This window comes from Sphingobacterium corticis (genome assembly GCF_042684745.1).
Lineage (GTDB): Bacteria > Bacteroidota > Bacteroidia > Sphingobacteriales > Sphingobacteriaceae > Sphingobacterium > Sphingobacterium corticis.
In genome coordinates this window covers 943,539-960,033 of sequence record NZ_JBHUMA010000004.1, presented here as the reverse complement: position 1 = coordinate 960,033, position 16,495 = coordinate 943,539, and the positions used below count along the sequence as shown (strand labels likewise).

Sequence of the window (16,495 nt, the reverse complement as noted above, 5' to 3'; positions counted from 1 at the left end):
ATTACTCCGTTACGACTTCTAAAGGATCTGCGTAATGCGCCAATCCGTAATTGCTATGTTGCGCAATTTGCGCATGGTTGACATGCCATTCAAATTCATCTCTGAAATGTCGAATCGCTGCCGCAACCGGCCAGGCTGCCGCATCGCCCAACGGGCAAATTGTATTTCCTTCAATCTTTCGTTGAATATCCCACAATAAATCAATATCCTCCATACGACCTTGTCCGTGCTCAATGTTATAAAGCACTTTTTCCATCCAACCCGTACCTTCGCGACAAGGCGAACATTGTCCGCAACTTTCGTGGCGATAGAAACGCGTAAAATTCAACGTGTTTCTGACGATGCATTGATCTTCATCAAACGCAATAAATCCGCCTGATCCCATCATCGTACCCGATTGGAATCCCCCTTCGGAAAGCGATTCGTAGGTCATCAATCTGGCGTCGCCGTTTAACGTCTTCAAGATTAAGTTCGCTGGAAGAATGGGTACGGATGAACCTCCGGCAACAACAGCTTTTAGTTTTTTACCTCCGGCAATTCCTCCACAGTATTCATCGGAATAGATGAATTCCTCCACCGGCAATCCCAATTCAATTTCGTACACACCAGGTTTTACTAAATTTCCGCTCGCAGAAATCAGCTTCGTACCTGTACTTCTTTCGATCCCGATCTTTGCATATTCTTCGCCACCGTCGTTGATTATCGGTACCGTTGCCGCAATGGATTCCACATTGTTCACCACGGTCGGGCAACCATATAATCCAGCTATCGCCGGAAACGGTGGCTTTATACGCGGATTGCCGCGCTTACCTTCCAACGATTCCAATAATGCAGTTTCTTCACCGCAGATGTATGCACCGCCACCCGGCTGAACATACAGCTCCAAATCAAAGCCGGAACCCAGAATATTTTTACCCAAATAGCCAGCAGCTTTTGCTTCGGCAATGGCTTTCTCTAATATTCGAATTTGAGGCATCATCTCGCCACGTACGTAAATGAAGGAAGTATTTGCGCCCAACGCAAAGCTGGAAACGATCATTCCTTCTATCAATGCGTGCGGAATGTGCGTCATTAGATAACGGTCTTTAAAAGTTCCTGGCTCGGATTCATCGGCGTTGCAAACCAAGTAACGTGGCACGCCTTCCGGCTTCGCCAAGAAGCTCCATTTCATTCCCGTCGGAAATCCCGCTCCGCCTCGTCCGCGTAAACCGGATTTTTTCACTTCCTCCACCACATCATCCGGACTCATCGCTTTCAATGCCTTTTCCACAGCTCGATATCCGCCCTGCGCTTTGTAAACCGAATAGCTTTGGATACCCGGCACGTCAATATGTGTTAGCAATAGCTTTCGTCCCATCGTATTAATCCTTAGTTTGTGCTTCGTTGCGAAGATTCCCTATTAATTCATCTAAGCTTTCCGTTGTTAATTTCTCGTAAAACGTGTAGCTAGGGCCAATCTGCAAGACAGGGCCGAACCCGCAGGCAGCTAGACATTCTACGCCTCGCCACGAGAACAATCCGTCAGCAGAAACTTCTCCTTCCTTAACGCCCAATCGATTTTCCAAATGATCCATGATCTTTTCTGCACCAACCAAGCAGCAAGGCCCCGTTCTGCACACTTCTAACATATATTTGCCTTGAGGCTGTAGGAAAAACATCGTGTAAAATGTAGCTACTTCGTAAACCTCAATCGACTGAATGCCTAAATAAGCGGCAACTTTATCCATGGCATCTACGCTCAACCAACCGAAAACGGCCTGCACTTCATGCAAAACCGGCAGCAGCGCTGATTTTTGCCGACCTTCCGGATAGCGCGACACGATTTCGCCAAACTTGCTGAGCAGCTCCGGTGAAAAATCCACGATCATATTTTCTTTAACGCTAAGCATCTAATTCTCCCGCAATTACGTTTAAACTACTCATGTTAATAATGGCATCAGAAATCAGCATTCCACTGCTCATCGGCGCGAACATCTGATAATTGATGAAAGACGGCCGACGGAAATGCAAACGATACGGCGTGCGACCACCATCGTGGATTAGATAAAATCCCAATTCTCCGTTGGCTCCCTCCACCGCATGATATACCTCCGACTTTGGTGTTTCCCACTCACCCATCACAATTTTAAAGTGATAGATTAAGGCTTCCATATTTGTGTAAACCTGTTCTTTCGGTGGAAGGTAAAACTCGGGGACATCCGCGTGGAAAATTCCTTTGGGCTCTCCTTTAATCTTTTCTAAAGCTTGTCCGATGATGCGCATGGATTGCCACATCTCCTCATTGCGGACCATAAAGCGATCGTACACATCACCGTTTGTTCCTACCGGAATATCAAATTCAAATTCTTCGTACGAACAATAAGGCGACATAACCCGCACATCATAATCCACTCCTGTGGCACGAAGAATCGGGCCGCTCCAGCTATAATTCAGCGCTTGCTCCGGCGTGACAGCAGCCACATTTGAAGTTCGTTCGATAAAGATTCTATTACGCGTAAACAAGGATTGGAACTCTGTTAACACCGGTGGGAATCGCTTAAGAAACTCCTCAATTTTAGCGAAAGCGATCTTGTTAAAATCCCGTTCAAAGCCACCAATGCGTCCAATGTTCGTGGTTAAACGTGCGCCACAGATTTCTTCAAATATTTCATATATAAATTCACGCTCTTGCATGACATAAAGGAACCCCGAAAACGCTCCCGTATCTACTCCCAAAATACCATTACAAATAATATGGTCGGCAATACGAGCGAGCTCCATCACGATAACGCGCATATACTGCACACGTTTTGGAATCTCGATTTCTAACAACTTTTCCACCGTCATGTGCCAGCCCATGTTATTGATGGGCGCAGAACAGTAGTTCAATCGATCTGTTAACGGGGTAATTTGGTAGAAAGGACGATGTTCGGCAATTTTTTCAAAAGCACGATGTATATAGCCAATGGTGGAAACGCCGCTTATGATGCGCTCACCGTCGATTTGGAGCACATTTTGAAACACACCATGCGTGGCAGGGTGCGTAGGTCCGAGGTTGAGCGTGGTTAACTCTTCTTCGGGATCGTGTTCTCCAAAGACTGGGCTATTGGAGGTCAATTCAGTGATCGGCTTGCTCATACGTTATCGCTTCATAATAAATGGACGCTAGCGCCCGAAGTAAAAATCTCTCTTATCTACCCGATTAGGATCTTCCAAAGGATATTCCCTTCGCATTGGGAACACTTCCAGCTCATCCATATTCAGGATTCTTCGCAAATCAGGATGGCCTTCAAATTGAATTCCGAAAAAATCATACGTTTCTCTCTCCATCCAATTCGCTCCAGCCCACAGAACCGTAGCCGATGGTATTTTCGGATCGGCAACCAAAATATTTGCCTTTATTCGTATCCGGACATTTTCCAGCAAATTATGCAAATGGTAAACCACAGAAAATGTATTCTCCCCTTCCGGATAATGCACTGCCGTGATATCCGTTAAATAGGTAAATCCAAGTTGTTCTTTGGCAAAACCCAACACGTCGATAATCGTCGTAGCACCAGTGTAGAAGGTCAATAAACCATAGGGCTCCGTCGGATGGATAATTCCATCCCCAAATCGTTCCTTCAGCTGGCTTAATATATGTTGATTATCCATGTTATCCGTTTTCTGTGGGTATGCCGTATCGCTCTAGCAACGCTTTGTATTCCGGCGTATTTCTGCGGTTCAACGATTCATTTTTCACAATATCCTGTAATCGCATAACACCATCAAGAATAGCTTCCGGCCGCGGAGGACATCCGGGCACGTAAACATCCACTGGAATGATTTCATCTATTCCTTGTAATACCGAATAGGTATCGAAAATTCCGCCGCTTGATGCGCAAGCTCCAACAGCAATCACCCACCGTGGCTCGGCCATTTGTATGTAAACCTGCCTTAATACCGGCGCCATCTTCTTAGCGATTGTTCCCATCACCAACAGCATATCCGCCTGACGAGGCGAAAAGCTCGGACGCTCAGCACCGAATCTGGCCAAATCATAGGTTGATCCCATCGTCGCCATGAATTCAATTCCGCAGCACGATGTAGCAAACGGCAGAGGCCATAAAGAATTAGCTCTTGCCAATCCGACCGCTTTATCCAAAGTAGTAGCAAAAAATCCAGAACCTTCCACGCCAGGTGGCCGATCCGCTAATGTTATCTGACTCATCGTTTAAACTCCTTCCAGCATTTCAAATATTGTCAATCGCCTTTCGCGATAGCCAACATGAAACTATAATCGATTGGGCTTATTCCCAATCGAGTGCTTTCTTTTTAATGATATAAATAAAGCCAAGCAGTAATAAGCCCATGAATATGAACATCTCAATTAAGCCTTCCCAACCCATAGCCCGGAAATTAACCGCCCATGGATACATGAATATGACCTCGATATCGAAAATCACGAACAAAATCGCTACTAAAAAATACTTGATGGAAAATGGTTGCCGAGCATTACCTACCACTTCAACACCAGATTCGAAAGCCGTAAGCTTATCCGATGTACGAACTTTGGGTCCGAGCAAATGCGTGCCAATAATGGTGACAACGCCGAAGCCGGTAGCGACAGCGAGTTGTATCAAAATAGGGACATAGTCAAATGGCGTGTTTTCCATTGGCAATCCTGTATTTATAATCGGGTTAGAATTATCTTATCTTCTCTATACCAAATATATAAAAATAAAGCGCAAAAAAAAAGGGCTGATTTAAATATCAGCCCTTTTCGGATTTTTTTGCTTTTAAAGCTTACATCTGACTAACGAAAGCGTTTGCTGTTTCGTTTTCAGGATCGATTTCCAATGATTTCTCAAAGTAACCTTTTGCTTTAGCCATATCGCCTTTGAAGTACGTGTGGTAACCTAAATAGTTATAAGCATCTACCAAGTATCCTTTTTGCGTATCTTCCAATTCAGTTTCTGCAGTCAACAAAGTAACTAACTCCTCAAATGTAGGAACGAATAAACCTTGGTGTTCCTCAGGATTGAACTGTAAGTTATCCAATGCTAACTCGGAAAGACCTTTGAAGTAGATTGCGTTGATTTTATATTTCTCAATAGCCTCTTTTTTCGTAGAACCAATTACAATATCAAAAGCTTTGATTGCTTTTTCCAAGTATGGTCTTGCTTTCTCTAAGTTTGCTAAACCTTTATCTTCCGGCTCGCCGCCTTCTCCGATGTACAATTTAGAACCTTCTGTATATGCAGTAGTACCTAAATAGTAGTTTGAATCGAAGTAGTAATCAGATTCTGGGTTTGCAGCTGGAATAGCGAAGATCTTCATAGCGATATCTTGCTCACCGTCTTGGTATTTCGCGAAAGCTGTTTCAGCAATTTCGGAATCCAAATCCTCGTCTTCACCTTGTTTTTCAACCGCCTTTTTCAATAACTCTGTACCTTTTGCTTCGTCACCAGTAGAAACTGCGGACAAACCTGCGATTAAATAATCTCGGCCGATCAAACGCGTTTCTTCTACTTCTGCAAACAACTTGTTCATCGCCTCTGTTGCTTTTGCGTAATCTTTATCCTGCAAGAAAGCGATGTAACCAATATAACGGTATACTTTTGGATCAACTCCCGGGATTGCAGTTAAACGCTCAGCGACCGTTTTCAACTCTTCGTAGTTACCCGTGTATACCAAGAAATCGGCATAACGAACTTGCGCATCGATCGATTGGTCACCAGAAACTTCCAAGTATTTCTTGTAAGCATCCATACCTTTTTGGTTGATCTCACGATAGTCTTCTTCCGCTGCTTTCAACGAAGAATAGTAGTAAGTTTCCGCCAATTCACGATAAAGTGGAGCATACGTAGGGTTTTCAGCGATTAAGTTATTCAAATCTTCTAGAACCACATCGTAAGCTTGTGCCCAACGTGAAATTACAGCTTGTCCGATTTTCGGTGCAATTAAACTTTCATCTAAGCTTAATGCATCACGGTAGCTGATATATGCTTGGTTACTTTCTCGCAAGCCAGCATACGCATCACCCATTGCGTTAGGAATCATTGGATCCTTTTCGTTTTTCGCTTTAGCTTGTGTTAAATACTCAAGCGCTTTTGTGTAATCCGGTTTAGGCGCAGCGATGTACGCGCGACCTGCGAAATACAATGGCAAATAATCCTTCTTGCCTAAGTTAGAAGTTGCTTGTGTAAATTTGCTTTCTGCAGCAGAAGAATCTCCTTTTTGCAAATCCACGGCACCAAGACCAACATTATTCAAAACATCCTTAGGATTGCTCTGCGCTCCTTGTTGAAAAACAATCTGCGCTGAATCCACCTTATCATTCACCAAATGAATTTGACCTAGATAAAAGTAGTTTTCGGCATCCTTAGGCTTTTTTTGAATCAATTCTTGCAATATGCCTTTTGCTTTATCATATTGCTCCACTTGCATTGCTTCCTGTGCATCTTTCAACTTTTGTGCACTGGCACTGCCTGCAACACCGGCCATTAACAGTCCTAAAAATAATTGTCTCTTTGTCATAATCTATTTCTAATTCTTGTTGTTTACGTATTAAAAATTTGCTTCATCACGAATAATCAACTCACGTCCAGGCATCGTAGCCGGAAGAAGTCCGTATTTAAGTACAACGCGTTGACCTCGATCTCCGGTAAGGAAGGCAGAAAAGCCAATTCCTAAGCCCATGTTCGGTTGGTAATTCAATACATATACCTCTTGTTTTAGCGGATATGTATCGTCTCCCAATGTCGTTTGCGTTGGACGATAAGCCGCTTCGTTCGCTGACTTGCTGACGCTCAATATACGAATTTTATCTTTGGCTTTTAATGAGTCTCTCATCGCCAGATATTGATTGTATGATAAAACGCCAATGCCCTTCTTATTGTTTGCTAAAGCAGTCAGCACTTCTTTCGCAGAGCGCAATTCGCTCACATTCGTGCCACTGACCTTATTAACGTTACTTACTTCTTGCAAAGTACGTATCGTACTCGAATTAATATTATCTACCAATAATTTTTGTTCTCCTTTTTCAGAACCATTTAGCAAATTGCTTATTCTATCGAAATTGATCGTAGAATCCGAAACACTGCTGGATACCGCAAAAACTACCGCATCGAAAGCAATTGGAAAAATCTTCGGTTTAATCGAGCGTTGCTCAAAACCTTTTGCTTCTTCCGCCGTCAATTTACGCTTTAAGATAGCAACCTGACCTTCGCCACGCAATAAACGATTAATCGCAGGACGTTCGAGGTCGGTAATTAATTCCACTTGAGAATTTGTGTACGATGATTTGAACACATCCATTTGTTGATTCAACAAATCAGTAACCGTCTCGTCAGCAATCACCGTCATATTCCCGGTAAGAATATCATTGCTCGTTGCATCGTTCGCTTGTCCATTTCCATCGGAGCTATTGCCACAAGATGAAAGGATGCCAACAGCGCATGCACACATAATCAATATATTCAAATATTTTGCCATCTATTATATAAGATTAGAAAAATAAAAAAAGGATTAATATTAATTCTTAAAATTATTCGACCAAAGCCTAGCAAATCGTAAAAATGAATAAACGATCAGCAAACCTCCGAATAGCTTTCTATAGGTAGGTGCGATTTGCATGGGAAGTTCCTCCCAAAAGATAACTACTAGCCCAAGTGCGAAATAAAACACGAACATGGCCAGTCCTAAAATAGACAGAAATCGCTGTGTGGGCGATTTCCGTCTGTAATTTGATATACGTCGATTGTCCGACATTTCTCTTGTATTATAATTATTGTTGTAAGTTCAACGAGATAGGCAATCTATACTGAACACGTACCGGACGACCATTTTGAATACCTGGTTTCCATTTTTTCGAACGTTTCAATAAGTTCACACCCGCTTGACCAGTACCATATCCAAGATCTTTCAACACCTTGATATCTGTTAATGAACCGTCTTTCTCTACTACGAAAGTCAATTCTACAGCACCTTTTACTCCGGCATCAATCGCTCCTGATGGATATTGGAAGCTCGTTTCTACATACTTACGGAATGCTGCCATACCTCCTGGGTACTCAGGCTCCACAGCCACAGATGTAAAGATCTTATTTGGATCTGCATCTCCATCTGGGTCACCTTTTGTACTACCTGTAATAGCACCTTCCACTTTTTTCGGACCGAATTCTCCTGTTGGCACACCAGATGCTCCTGGCGTTCCTTTCAATGTTAAACGAGCTGGAGTAGCATTTTTCTCTTTAATTTCTTCCTGAGAAACTACCTCTTCTTTAACATCTCTGGAATCAACAACTTTTGGTTCCGGGAAACGAATCAAATCCTCTGCAGGTGGCTCTTCCGCAATTTTTTGCGGCGGAGTTTCCTCGATTTCAAGAGGCTCTTCTTCCTCTTCCTCTTCAGGTTCAGGGATTTCCAAATCCTCCAGTGTTACCTCTGTATATTCTACTACCTCTTCCGGTTGCCCTTCTGGAAAGTAGCTAAATCCGAATACCTTTGGTGCGCTGATAATCGCTACAATCACAACTACTGCCAGCAAACCGATATTGGTTGCTTTGGAAGCGTTCTTGCGTAGTTCGTACGCGCCGTACTCTTTGTTTCTGTTCTCGAAGACGACATCTAGCCATTCATTCTTGAACAAATCTAATTTAGATCCAAACATATCTTTCTATTTATTCGGGATTAGTTCTCGTTATAGACTTGGTTCGATTTAAGCACTTCAACTTCTTCTGCTTTAATCTTCGAAATCATAAAACGTTTCACATCCACGATTTTCATTTCATCTAAAATATCGACGAGATTCCGTTGTACAGATCGATCGCTTGGACGAATTACTACGATTAGATCCTTTCCACCCGATGCTTTAGGCACTTGCGCCTTTTTCTCGATCAACACTTTACGGATGCCTTCCGCGCTGTAGTCGATCACTGTTGGAGGTGTAATTGGACTGGCTAACTGACCGTAGTACCATACTATCTTGTTATCAGAACCTAACAACAAAGTGATAGAACGGTTATCTGCGATTTCGATCTCCGGATTTTGCTCGTTTTGATCTTTGTTCTTGTCCGGCATAGCTACATCCATCGCCTGAGGCGTATTTAGGGATGTGGTCAACATGAAGAACGTGATCAATAAGAACGCTAGATCCACCATGGCGGTCAAATCGACCCGTCCACCGTTTTTCTTTGATCTTACTTTGCCGCCTTTTTTGCCGCCGCCGGAATCTTGATTTAATTCTGCCATTTTCCTATTTTCTTATTCCGCTCTTAAACCCGTAATAAAACTAAACTTGTTTTGTTTTTGGTTTCTAAGCGACTCAATGATCAAATTCATTACTGCGTACTTTTCTTCCGCATCTGCTTTGATAGCTACCTGCATCGGACCTGGATTCACGAAGTTTTTATCTTCTGCTTCACGATCACGATTGATTTTAACCGTAGCTAAACGCGCCTGCTGCACCCAGTGGTAAAGTTCATTGGACACATTCTCTGTAGAATCTACAGGAATTCCTGGCTGAACGTCTACTTTCTGTTGTTCTTTCGGTAACGATAGCAACTGTCTCAAGTTACGAATCGGCACACCGAAATCCTCAGAAGCAGCAAACTTCTCATATTCTTCTTCAGAAAAATTGACGCTATACTTGGCACTCATGTTCTTCAGAGTCTCGCGACGAACCGCCGGAGTTTTTAGTCCGAAGAAGATTTTACCACCGTCACCCACTGTGATCATACCAATGTTGTCACCAACAAGTTTTTCTTTCACAGTAGAAGCTGGAGTATCCACTTCCAAAGTTTCTGGTTGACGAGCCGTGGCTGTCAATACGAAGAAAGTAAGAAGTAGGAAAGCCACATCACACATGGCCGTCATATCAATGACGGTACTTGCTCTTTTTACTTTTGCTTTTGCCATTTCTTTTCTTCTTTAAAATTACTTACTCAACCCGCTACATATATATGATGCTCTATTATCTTCGATTCCATAAAAGAATGTGAAAATAATTCGATCATATCTTACTTATGGTTTGCAGCGTAAGTTTGAACGATAGAGAAACCAGCCTCATCGATCGAGTAAGTCAATGTATCGATTTTAGAAGTCAAGATGTTATAGAAAATGATCGCGATAGTAGATGTACCGATACCAGTTGCTGTATTGATTAGGGCCTCAGAGATACCATTCGCCAATTTAGCTGAATCTGGAGTACCACCTGTTGCTAATGCAGAGAAGGCCTTGATCATACCTGTTACTGTACCCAATAGACCAGATAATGTACCGATAGATACCAACGTAGCGATAACAGTTAAGTTTTTCTCCAACATTGGCATTTCTAATGTAGTAGCTTCTTCGATTTCTTTTTGGATCGCTAATACTGATTTTTCTGCGTCTAATCCTGGATTAGCTTGAACATCTTTGTATTTCAATAAACCAGCTTTGATTACGTTTGCTACAGAACCTTTTTGTTTATCACACTCAGCGATTGCTGCGTCGATGTTTTGTGCTCTAAGTAAGCCTTGTACTTTACGTACGAAGTTACCAACGTTTCCTGTACCGGAAGCTTTACCGATAACGATGAAGCGCTCAATAGAGAATACCCATACCATAAGGAATAAACCAAGGAGAACAGGTACGATAACCCCAGCGTGATAAACCATACCATAATAGTTACCAGGCAAAGGTTGGTTTGCTGGATCATTATCAACGAAGTTGCTAGGAGCCCCCATTACAAATTGATAAACCAAATAACCAATTACCAAACATATGATAATCGCTAAACTTGCAAATAGATTACCCGAATTTCCGCCTTCTTGTTTAGCAGCGGTTGTTGTTTTTGGTGCGTTTGCCATTTTTACTAATTTTTAGATTTTACTGTTGTTAATTATTATAGTTTAATTCAAAATTTTCGTGTGAAACAAGCTAAATTTTGAGCTTCCTTCAAAACAAATATACTATTTTATGATAAAAATAAAATTTCTGTCATAGAATTCCATGAAATCACTTCCGTTTGTCCGTTGCGAAATATTTCAGCAGATCTCTTTCCGTATTCAATCATATTTCAACAACCAAAATAGACCGATTTTGATTTTGGTTTTGCAATGAAAGGCAAATTTTTTCGGTTATGCAAATTATCAAATTATTAAATATAAAAAATAAGTAAGTGTTTACTCAGTTGTTCTGCACTTTCTAATCACGTGCTATCTATAACGTTAGATAGAAAATACTATTGTGTTTAAACAAATATAATTAGCCACCAAAGCCTTTAACTTTGTAGTTATCAGCGGTTAATAAATCGATCACTTTTTGTTTGAAGTCACCTTGTATCAGAATTTCTCCATCTTTTACGCCTCCTCCCACGCCACATCGCTGTTTTAATTTCTTTGCAAGCGCTTCCAAATCCGTTTCAAGGCCTTTGTAACCTTGAACAACCGTTACTACCTTTCCTTTCCTCGCCTTTTTATCTAATCCAACACGCAATTGTTGCTGTTGATTGGGTAAGGTTTCCTGCGCAGCGAGCTCGCCGAATGGCGTATAGTTAAAATCATCCGCCGTAGAATAAACCACACCATCGTATAATTGTTTCTTCTGCTTAGCCATATATTATATACTAACAAATTATCTTTAAAGATTTCTCCTTTACCGAAAAATGCAACGGTGACTCCAAGTTTAATGGTTCGCCATCGACATGCACCGGACCAACCTCGTCCGAATCGATACTAACTTCCCTACCGGGAATGATTTCCACATACTCAGATTGATCTACCGACTTATTAAATAAATGGAAAACCATCATAGGTAATAAGTACAGTGGAAATTTATGTACAATACACACATCAATCAATCCATCGGTTACCGACGCATTTGGCGCGATATACGCGTTATTACCATATTGCGGCGAATTGGCCACACTAATCATAAATGCTTCCCTATCGTACGATTTACCATCAATTTGCAATCGATACTTCTTCGCTCTATAGGATCCTAAGAGATTCATCACTGTTCGTAGGTATCCAATAGGCCCACGGATGGTATCTGTTGCAAACTTATCACTCACGGAAGCGTCAAATCCTACACCGGCCACGTTAAAAAAGAAACGCCCGTTAACCATCCCCGTATCTACGGTCATCATATCGAAGCGATTGATGCGACGGATAGCGCCTGCTTCATGCAATGGGATACCCAAATATAGCGCTAAGCCGTTTCCCGAACCTTCCGGAATGATTCCAAGCGGCGTATCGGTTCCAGCCAATGCAGAACCGATTTCGTTGATTGTTCCATCGCCACCGACCGCAACCACCACATCATATGCATTTGCAATGGCTTGCTTCGCCAAATCATACGCGTGACCAGCATGATCAGTTTGTTGAAACGTAGGTTCAAATTTATTGAGATCCAACGTATCTAAAATCTGCTTCTTAAAAGCCGTCTTACGCTTTCCACCAGAAATAGGGTTGATAACAAACAGAATCTTCTTTTTCGCGTTCATTGTCGATAATTACGAATCATAAAGATAAGCGATTTTTATTGCCATCATAATCAATAATTCGAACGAATCCGAATTTGGATTTCACAAATACAATAAAGAGTCGTAGTTTTGCCCCAACAAAAAAGTGGATTGATTTGTGTTTTTATCCCGTCCGGGATAGACAAAGAGATTGCAACCACAGAAAAAAAGTGCTAAAACCATTCATGTAAATGCTTTAACACATTGTTTGCATTCTCCACAAATCGTTGATTATTTAAAGTTAAGTAAACTTATGGGATATTTTTTTACATCCGAATCTGTTTCGGAAGGACACCCAGACAAAATTGCCGATCAGATATCAGATGCTTTAATCGACAACTTTCTTGCCTGGGATCAGGATGCTAAGGTCGCAATAGAAACGCTGGTAACTACCGGTCAAGTTATATTAGCAGGTGAAGTGAAGTCGAATATTTACTTGGATGTGCAGAAGATTACTCGCCAAGTTATACAACGCATTGGCTACACCAAATCGGAGTACATGTTTGAGGCAAATTCTTGTGGCGTACTTTCAGCGATTCACGAGCAATCGAGCGAAATTAATCAAGGTGTAGAACGCCAAAGTAAGCAAGACCAGGGTGCGGGCGACCAGGGAATTATGTTTGGTTACGCGAGTAACGAGACAGAAAACTATATGCCTTTGGCACTGGATTTATCGCATCGCTTGTTGTATGAGTTAGCGGAATTGCGTCGTGAGAATAAAGAAATCACCTATTTACGCCCTGACGCAAAAGCGCAGGTAACGTTGGAATATGACGACAACAACAAACCCCTACGCATTGACACCATCGTTGTTTCGACACAACACGATGATTTTGATGCTGATGAGCAAGCGATGCAACAACGTATCAAAAAAGACATTGTGGAGATTTTGATTCCACGTGTTCAAGCGCAGCTTAAAGCGGAGTTACAACCGTTGTTTAATAACGACATTAAATACCACATCAATCCAACCGGAAAGTTTGTGATTGGTGGCCCGCATGGTGATACCGGATTAACAGGACGAAAAATCATCGTAGATACGTATGGCGGAAAAGGTGCGCACGGTGGCGGCGCATTCTCCGGAAAAGATCCATCAAAAGTAGATCGTTCGGCGGCTTACGCGACGCGGCATATTGCAAAAAACCTAGTTGCCGCTGGAGTTGCTGACGAAATTTTGGTGCAAATTTCGTATGCGATTGGTGTGAAAGATCCAATGGGAATCTACGTAAATACGTACGGCACAAGTAAGGTTTCCATTTCTGACGGCGAGATTGCTAAAAAGATTGCCGAGTTGTTCGATATGACTCCTTATGGCATCGAAACGCGCCTAGGATTACGCAATCCGATTTACTTGGAAACAGCTGCGTATGGGCACATGGGACGTACACCTGTTACAATTTCCAAAACTTTTGAGAACAGCATGGGCGAAACAAAAACCGTGGAGGTCGATTTGTTTACTTGGGAGAAACTAGATTACGAAGATAAAGTAAAAGCTGCTTTTGGTTTGTAGAAACTACTGGTAGGATAAAATAAGAAAGGCTTTACCGATGTGGTAAAGCCTTTCTTATTTTATAAGGTTGTGAAATAAAAACATATTTTGCCCTCGAGCCGGGCTGGCTCCTTCTTTTTTTCCGAAAAAAAGAAGGCAAAAAACTCGTCGCTGATCGTATTGGCACAACGTCCGTGCATCCCACTGCTATTGCCAATCCGATAAGGCGACCATGGCTGTATATGGAAGGTTTCCGCCAAACTATGCCGCCGAATCAAAATCTACAAACTTGCTGACGACGTTGCTGCTTGACGATTTACTTTCTTCACCAAACCTTGCAATACATTGCCTGGACCAACTTCTACGAAGTTTTCTGCGCCATCTGCTAACATATTTTCTACCGTTTGCGTCCAACGTACCGCACCTGTCAATTGTGCAATTAAATTCGCTTTGATCTCCGCAGGGTCAGTATATGCTTTTGCATCCACGTTTTGATAGATTGGACAAATTGGCGCTTGGATATTGGTAGCTTCGATCGCTTTCTGCAACTCCAATTTAGCAGGCTCCATCAATGGCGAGTGAAATGCTCCACCTACGTTCAATTTTAATGCGCGCTTTGCGCCAGCTTCTGTCAACAACACGCATGCTTTATCAATTCCTTCTATCGATCCGGAAATCACCAGTTGTCCCGGACAATTATAGTTTGCTGGCACAACCACATCCTCAATTTCCGAACAGATACGCTCTACAACCTGATCTTCCAATCCCAAGATCGCTGCCATCGTCGATGGCTGTAATTCGCAAGCTGCTTGCATCGCATTGGCACGCTGAGAAACCAATAACAAACCATCTTCGAACGATAATGCACCCGCTGCTACCAACGCCGAGAATTCACCTAAGGAATGTCCAGCAACCATCGAAGGTTGGAAACTATCGCCCAAGGATTTTGCTAATAATACGGAATGCAAAAATATCGCAGGTTGAGTTACCTTCGTTTGTTTCAAATCTTCATCCGTTCCGGAGAACATCAAATCTGTAATGCGAAAACCTAAAAGTTCGTTCGCCTTTTCAAATAATGCTTTCGTGCTTTCGTCGTGTTGGTACAACTCCTGTCCCATTCCCACAAATTGGGCACCCTGACCCGGAAAAATATATGCTGTCTTCATACTAAAATTAATTTATCATCATCTATATCAAACATCGCCTACGCGACGATTGATTCGGAGCTGGAAAGTTACCAATCCAAGCTAAAGTTCTAAAGCAAATTGTTCATTTTAATCTTCCGGAAAGAAGGAAAGCGAGCTCATTCGGTTCTCGGCAAACAAGTCGGATGCAATTTCGTGCACATCCGTTGTTGAGACAGCATCGATCTTATGAAACACATCCTCCAGCGTGATAATTGCTCCATAATCCAGAATGTTTTTAGTTTCTGCGATAATTACGCTCATACGATTTTCTTCTGCAAGTGCGATTTGCCCTTTAAACTTGTGCTTCGCCTTGTTCAACGTTGCTTCGGAGATAGGTTTGATCATTAGCTTATCTAACTCCTTTCGAACCAAACGTTTTGCGCGCGCCATTTTCTCTTCATCCGTTCCTAGGTAGATACTGAATATTCCGGTATCTGCATACATAACATAACTGGATTCGATGGTATATGCAATCCCGTGTTTCTCGCGAATCGACAGGTTCAAAATCGAACTCATCCCGATACCGCCCAGCATATTGTTCAGCAACATTAACGCAGTTTTGCGAGAATCATGGATTCCAAACGCGGGAATACCAAGCGCGTAATGCACCTGATTGATTGGTTTATGCACCACACGGTGAATAGGGCTCGGCAATTCGGGCAGCGAAGAATTCTTCGGACGCTTTTCGCGAAGCGGAAAGGTAAATAATTTACCCACCATACGTTCGATTTCCTTCGGGGTATAATCCCCGGAAATCCCAATAGCTATATCTTCCGCCGTATAATTCTGCGCAATGAAATCTTGAACATCCTGCCGACTGATCGACAGTAAATCCTTTTCTAAGCCTAAAATATTATGTCCTAAACCAGTTCCTGCAAACAATAGATCGTCAAAATCATCCATGATAGATTCTTCCGGACTATCTAAATACGAAGCCATTTCATCTAAAATAACACCTTTTTCTTTGGTCATTTCCGATTCCGGAAACGTTGAATGAAAGGTAATATCTTCAAACAAATCCAGCGCACGATTTAAATAAGGCTTCAATACGGATGCGTGAATGCAAGTATATTCTTTAGTGGTGTAGGCATTTAGATCACCACCGACGGATTCCAATCTGTTCAAAATTTGATTGGTATTGCGTCGATCTGTTTGCTTGAAGAGCAAATGCTCAATGAAATGCGCCATGCCAAATTTGCCATCTTGCTCATCGCGGGATCCTACGTTGACAATCAAACAGGTATGCGTAATGGTCGACGCTTGTCGATTCAACAACACACGAATCCCGTTTTCCAATCGTATTAAATGATAACCCATACTTTGCTTTGCTAAGAAGTGCTTGCAAATGTACGA

At 42.2% G+C, this 16,495-nt stretch carries 17 protein-coding genes; 1 reads left to right on the top strand and 16 read right to left on the bottom strand.

Annotated elements, in window-relative coordinates:
- Position 1: 1 nt before the first annotated feature.
- The 14 genes from nuoF to ACFSQ3_RS05420 form a co-directional block, all read right to left on the bottom strand.
- Complete coding sequence (gene nuoF / locus ACFSQ3_RS05485; protein ID WP_380868255.1) at positions 2 to 1,357, bottom strand: NADH-quinone oxidoreductase subunit NuoF; 1,356 nt, start codon at positions 1,355 to 1,357, stop codon at positions 2 to 4.
- Between the two features lie 4 nt (positions 1,358 to 1,361).
- Entirely contained in the window at positions 1,362 to 1,889 is a 528-nt protein-coding gene (locus tag ACFSQ3_RS05480) for an NADH-quinone oxidoreductase subunit NuoE family protein (RefSeq protein WP_380868254.1), read from the bottom strand.
- Entirely contained in the window at positions 1,882 to 3,117 is a 1,236-nt protein-coding gene (locus tag ACFSQ3_RS05475; protein WP_380868252.1) for an NADH-quinone oxidoreductase subunit D, read from the bottom strand. Before ACFSQ3_RS05475 ends, ACFSQ3_RS05480 begins: the two co-directional genes overlap by 8 nt.
- Positions 3,118 to 3,144: 27 nt before the next feature.
- The gene (locus tag ACFSQ3_RS05470; RefSeq protein ID WP_380868251.1) at positions 3,145 to 3,633 is read right to left on the bottom strand and encodes an NADH-quinone oxidoreductase subunit C; all 489 of its coding nucleotides are present in this window, start codon (positions 3,631 to 3,633) and stop codon (positions 3,145 to 3,147) included.
- A gap of 1 nt (position 3,634) precedes the next feature.
- Complete coding sequence (locus ACFSQ3_RS05465; RefSeq protein ID WP_380868249.1) at positions 3,635 to 4,189, bottom strand: NADH-quinone oxidoreductase subunit B; 555 nt, start codon at positions 4,187 to 4,189, stop codon at positions 3,635 to 3,637.
- 79 nt (positions 4,190 to 4,268) lie between these two features.
- Positions 4,269 to 4,634 carry an NADH-quinone oxidoreductase subunit A gene (locus ACFSQ3_RS05460; protein ID WP_380868247.1) on the bottom strand — a complete coding sequence of 122 codons (366 nt, stop codon included), beginning with the start codon at positions 4,632 to 4,634 and terminating at the stop codon, positions 4,269 to 4,271.
- Between the two features lie 130 nt (positions 4,635 to 4,764).
- Entirely contained in the window at positions 4,765 to 6,498 is a 1,734-nt protein-coding gene (locus ACFSQ3_RS05455) for a tetratricopeptide repeat protein (protein WP_380868245.1), read from the bottom strand.
- 30 nt (positions 6,499 to 6,528) lie between these two features.
- On the bottom strand, positions 6,529 to 7,455 hold the full coding sequence (locus tag ACFSQ3_RS05450; protein WP_380868243.1) for a substrate-binding domain-containing protein: 927 nt from the start codon (positions 7,453 to 7,455) through the stop codon (positions 6,529 to 6,531).
- A gap of 292 nt (positions 7,456 to 7,747) precedes the next feature.
- Positions 7,748 to 8,632, bottom strand: coding sequence for an energy transducer TonB (locus ACFSQ3_RS05445; RefSeq protein ID WP_380868241.1), 885 nt, complete (start codon positions 8,630 to 8,632; stop codon positions 7,748 to 7,750).
- A 20-nt stretch (positions 8,633 to 8,652) separates the two neighbouring features.
- Positions 8,653 to 9,213, bottom strand: coding sequence for an ExbD/TolR family protein (locus ACFSQ3_RS05440; protein ID WP_380868239.1), 561 nt, complete (start codon positions 9,211 to 9,213; stop codon positions 8,653 to 8,655).
- Between the two features lie 12 nt (positions 9,214 to 9,225).
- Positions 9,226 to 9,879, bottom strand: coding sequence for an ExbD/TolR family protein (locus ACFSQ3_RS05435; RefSeq protein ID WP_380868237.1), 654 nt, complete (start codon positions 9,877 to 9,879; stop codon positions 9,226 to 9,228).
- 101 nt (positions 9,880 to 9,980) lie between these two features.
- Positions 9,981 to 10,811: a MotA/TolQ/ExbB proton channel family protein gene (locus tag ACFSQ3_RS05430; RefSeq protein WP_380868236.1), complete on the bottom strand. Its 831-nt coding sequence runs from the start codon at positions 10,809 to 10,811 to the stop codon at positions 9,981 to 9,983.
- A gap of 397 nt (positions 10,812 to 11,208) precedes the next feature.
- Entirely contained in the window at positions 11,209 to 11,559 is a 351-nt protein-coding gene (locus ACFSQ3_RS05425) for a translation initiation factor (RefSeq protein ID WP_380868234.1), read from the bottom strand.
- A 10-nt stretch (positions 11,560 to 11,569) separates the two neighbouring features.
- Positions 11,570 to 12,448: a diacylglycerol/lipid kinase family protein gene (locus ACFSQ3_RS05420; protein ID WP_380868232.1), complete on the bottom strand. Its 879-nt coding sequence runs from the start codon at positions 12,446 to 12,448 to the stop codon at positions 11,570 to 11,572.
- A 271-nt stretch (positions 12,449 to 12,719) separates the two neighbouring features.
- Here ACFSQ3_RS05420 and metK point away from each other — a divergent pair, with 271 nt between their 5' ends.
- On the top strand, positions 12,720 to 13,976 hold the full coding sequence (gene metK / locus ACFSQ3_RS05415) for a methionine adenosyltransferase (RefSeq protein ID WP_380868230.1): 1,257 nt from the start codon (positions 12,720 to 12,722) through the stop codon (positions 13,974 to 13,976).
- A 260-nt stretch (positions 13,977 to 14,236) separates the two neighbouring features.
- Here the strand turns inward: metK and fabD are convergent, their stop codons facing one another.
- Positions 14,237 to 15,121, bottom strand: a complete 885-nt coding sequence (gene fabD, locus ACFSQ3_RS05410; RefSeq protein WP_380868229.1) for an ACP S-malonyltransferase — start codon at positions 15,119 to 15,121, stop codon at positions 14,237 to 14,239.
- 108 nt (positions 15,122 to 15,229) lie between these two features.
- A complete protein-coding gene (locus ACFSQ3_RS05405) occupies positions 15,230 to 16,459 on the bottom strand; it encodes a M16 family metallopeptidase (protein ID WP_380868227.1) in 1,230 nt (409 codons plus the stop codon).
- Between the last annotated feature and the right edge of the window lie 36 nt (positions 16,460 to 16,495).

Excerpts from the sequence above, each read along its gene's own strand:
- nuoF (WP_380868255.1), bottom strand. The coding sequence starts at position 1,357 with ATGGGACGAAAGCTATTGCTAACACATATTGACGTGCCGGGTATCCAA.
- ACFSQ3_RS05480 (WP_380868254.1), bottom strand. The coding sequence starts at position 1,889 with ATGCTTAGCGTTAAAGAAAATATGATCGTGGATTTTTCACCGGAGCTG.
- ACFSQ3_RS05475 (WP_380868252.1), bottom strand. The coding sequence starts at position 3,117 with ATGAGCAAGCCGATCACTGAATTGACCTCCAATAGCCCAGTCTTTGGA.
- ACFSQ3_RS05470 (WP_380868251.1), bottom strand. The coding sequence starts at position 3,633 with ATGGATAATCAACATATATTAAGCCAGCTGAAGGAACGATTTGGGGAT.
- ACFSQ3_RS05465 (WP_380868249.1), bottom strand. The coding sequence starts at position 4,189 with ATGAGTCAGATAACATTAGCGGATCGGCCACCTGGCGTGGAAGGTTCT.
- ACFSQ3_RS05460 (WP_380868247.1), bottom strand. The coding sequence starts at position 4,634 with ATGGAAAACACGCCATTTGACTATGTCCCTATTTTGATACAACTCGCT.
- ACFSQ3_RS05455 (WP_380868245.1), bottom strand. The coding sequence starts at position 6,498 with ATGACAAAGAGACAATTATTTTTAGGACTGTTAATGGCCGGTGTTGCA.
- ACFSQ3_RS05450 (WP_380868243.1), bottom strand. The coding sequence starts at position 7,455 with ATGGCAAAATATTTGAATATATTGATTATGTGTGCATGCGCTGTTGGC.
- ACFSQ3_RS05445 (WP_380868241.1), bottom strand. The coding sequence starts at position 8,632 with ATGTTTGGATCTAAATTAGATTTGTTCAAGAATGAATGGCTAGATGTC.
- ACFSQ3_RS05440 (WP_380868239.1), bottom strand. The coding sequence starts at position 9,213 with ATGGCAGAATTAAATCAAGATTCCGGCGGCGGCAAAAAAGGCGGCAAA.
- ACFSQ3_RS05435 (WP_380868237.1), bottom strand. The coding sequence starts at position 9,879 with ATGGCAAAAGCAAAAGTAAAAAGAGCAAGTACCGTCATTGATATGACG.
- ACFSQ3_RS05430 (WP_380868236.1), bottom strand. The coding sequence starts at position 10,811 with ATGGCAAACGCACCAAAAACAACAACCGCTGCTAAACAAGAAGGCGGA.
- ACFSQ3_RS05425 (WP_380868234.1), bottom strand. The coding sequence starts at position 11,559 with ATGGCTAAGCAGAAGAAACAATTATACGATGGTGTGGTTTATTCTACG.
- ACFSQ3_RS05420 (WP_380868232.1), bottom strand. The coding sequence starts at position 12,448 with ATGAACGCGAAAAAGAAGATTCTGTTTGTTATCAACCCTATTTCTGGT.
- metK (WP_380868230.1), top strand. The coding sequence starts at position 12,720 with ATGGGATATTTTTTTACATCCGAATCTGTTTCGGAAGGACACCCAGAC.
- fabD (WP_380868229.1), bottom strand. The coding sequence starts at position 15,121 with ATGAAGACAGCATATATTTTTCCGGGTCAGGGTGCCCAATTTGTGGGA.
- ACFSQ3_RS05405 (WP_380868227.1), bottom strand. The coding sequence starts at position 16,459 with ATGGGTTATCATTTAATACGATTGGAAAACGGGATTCGTGTGTTGTTG.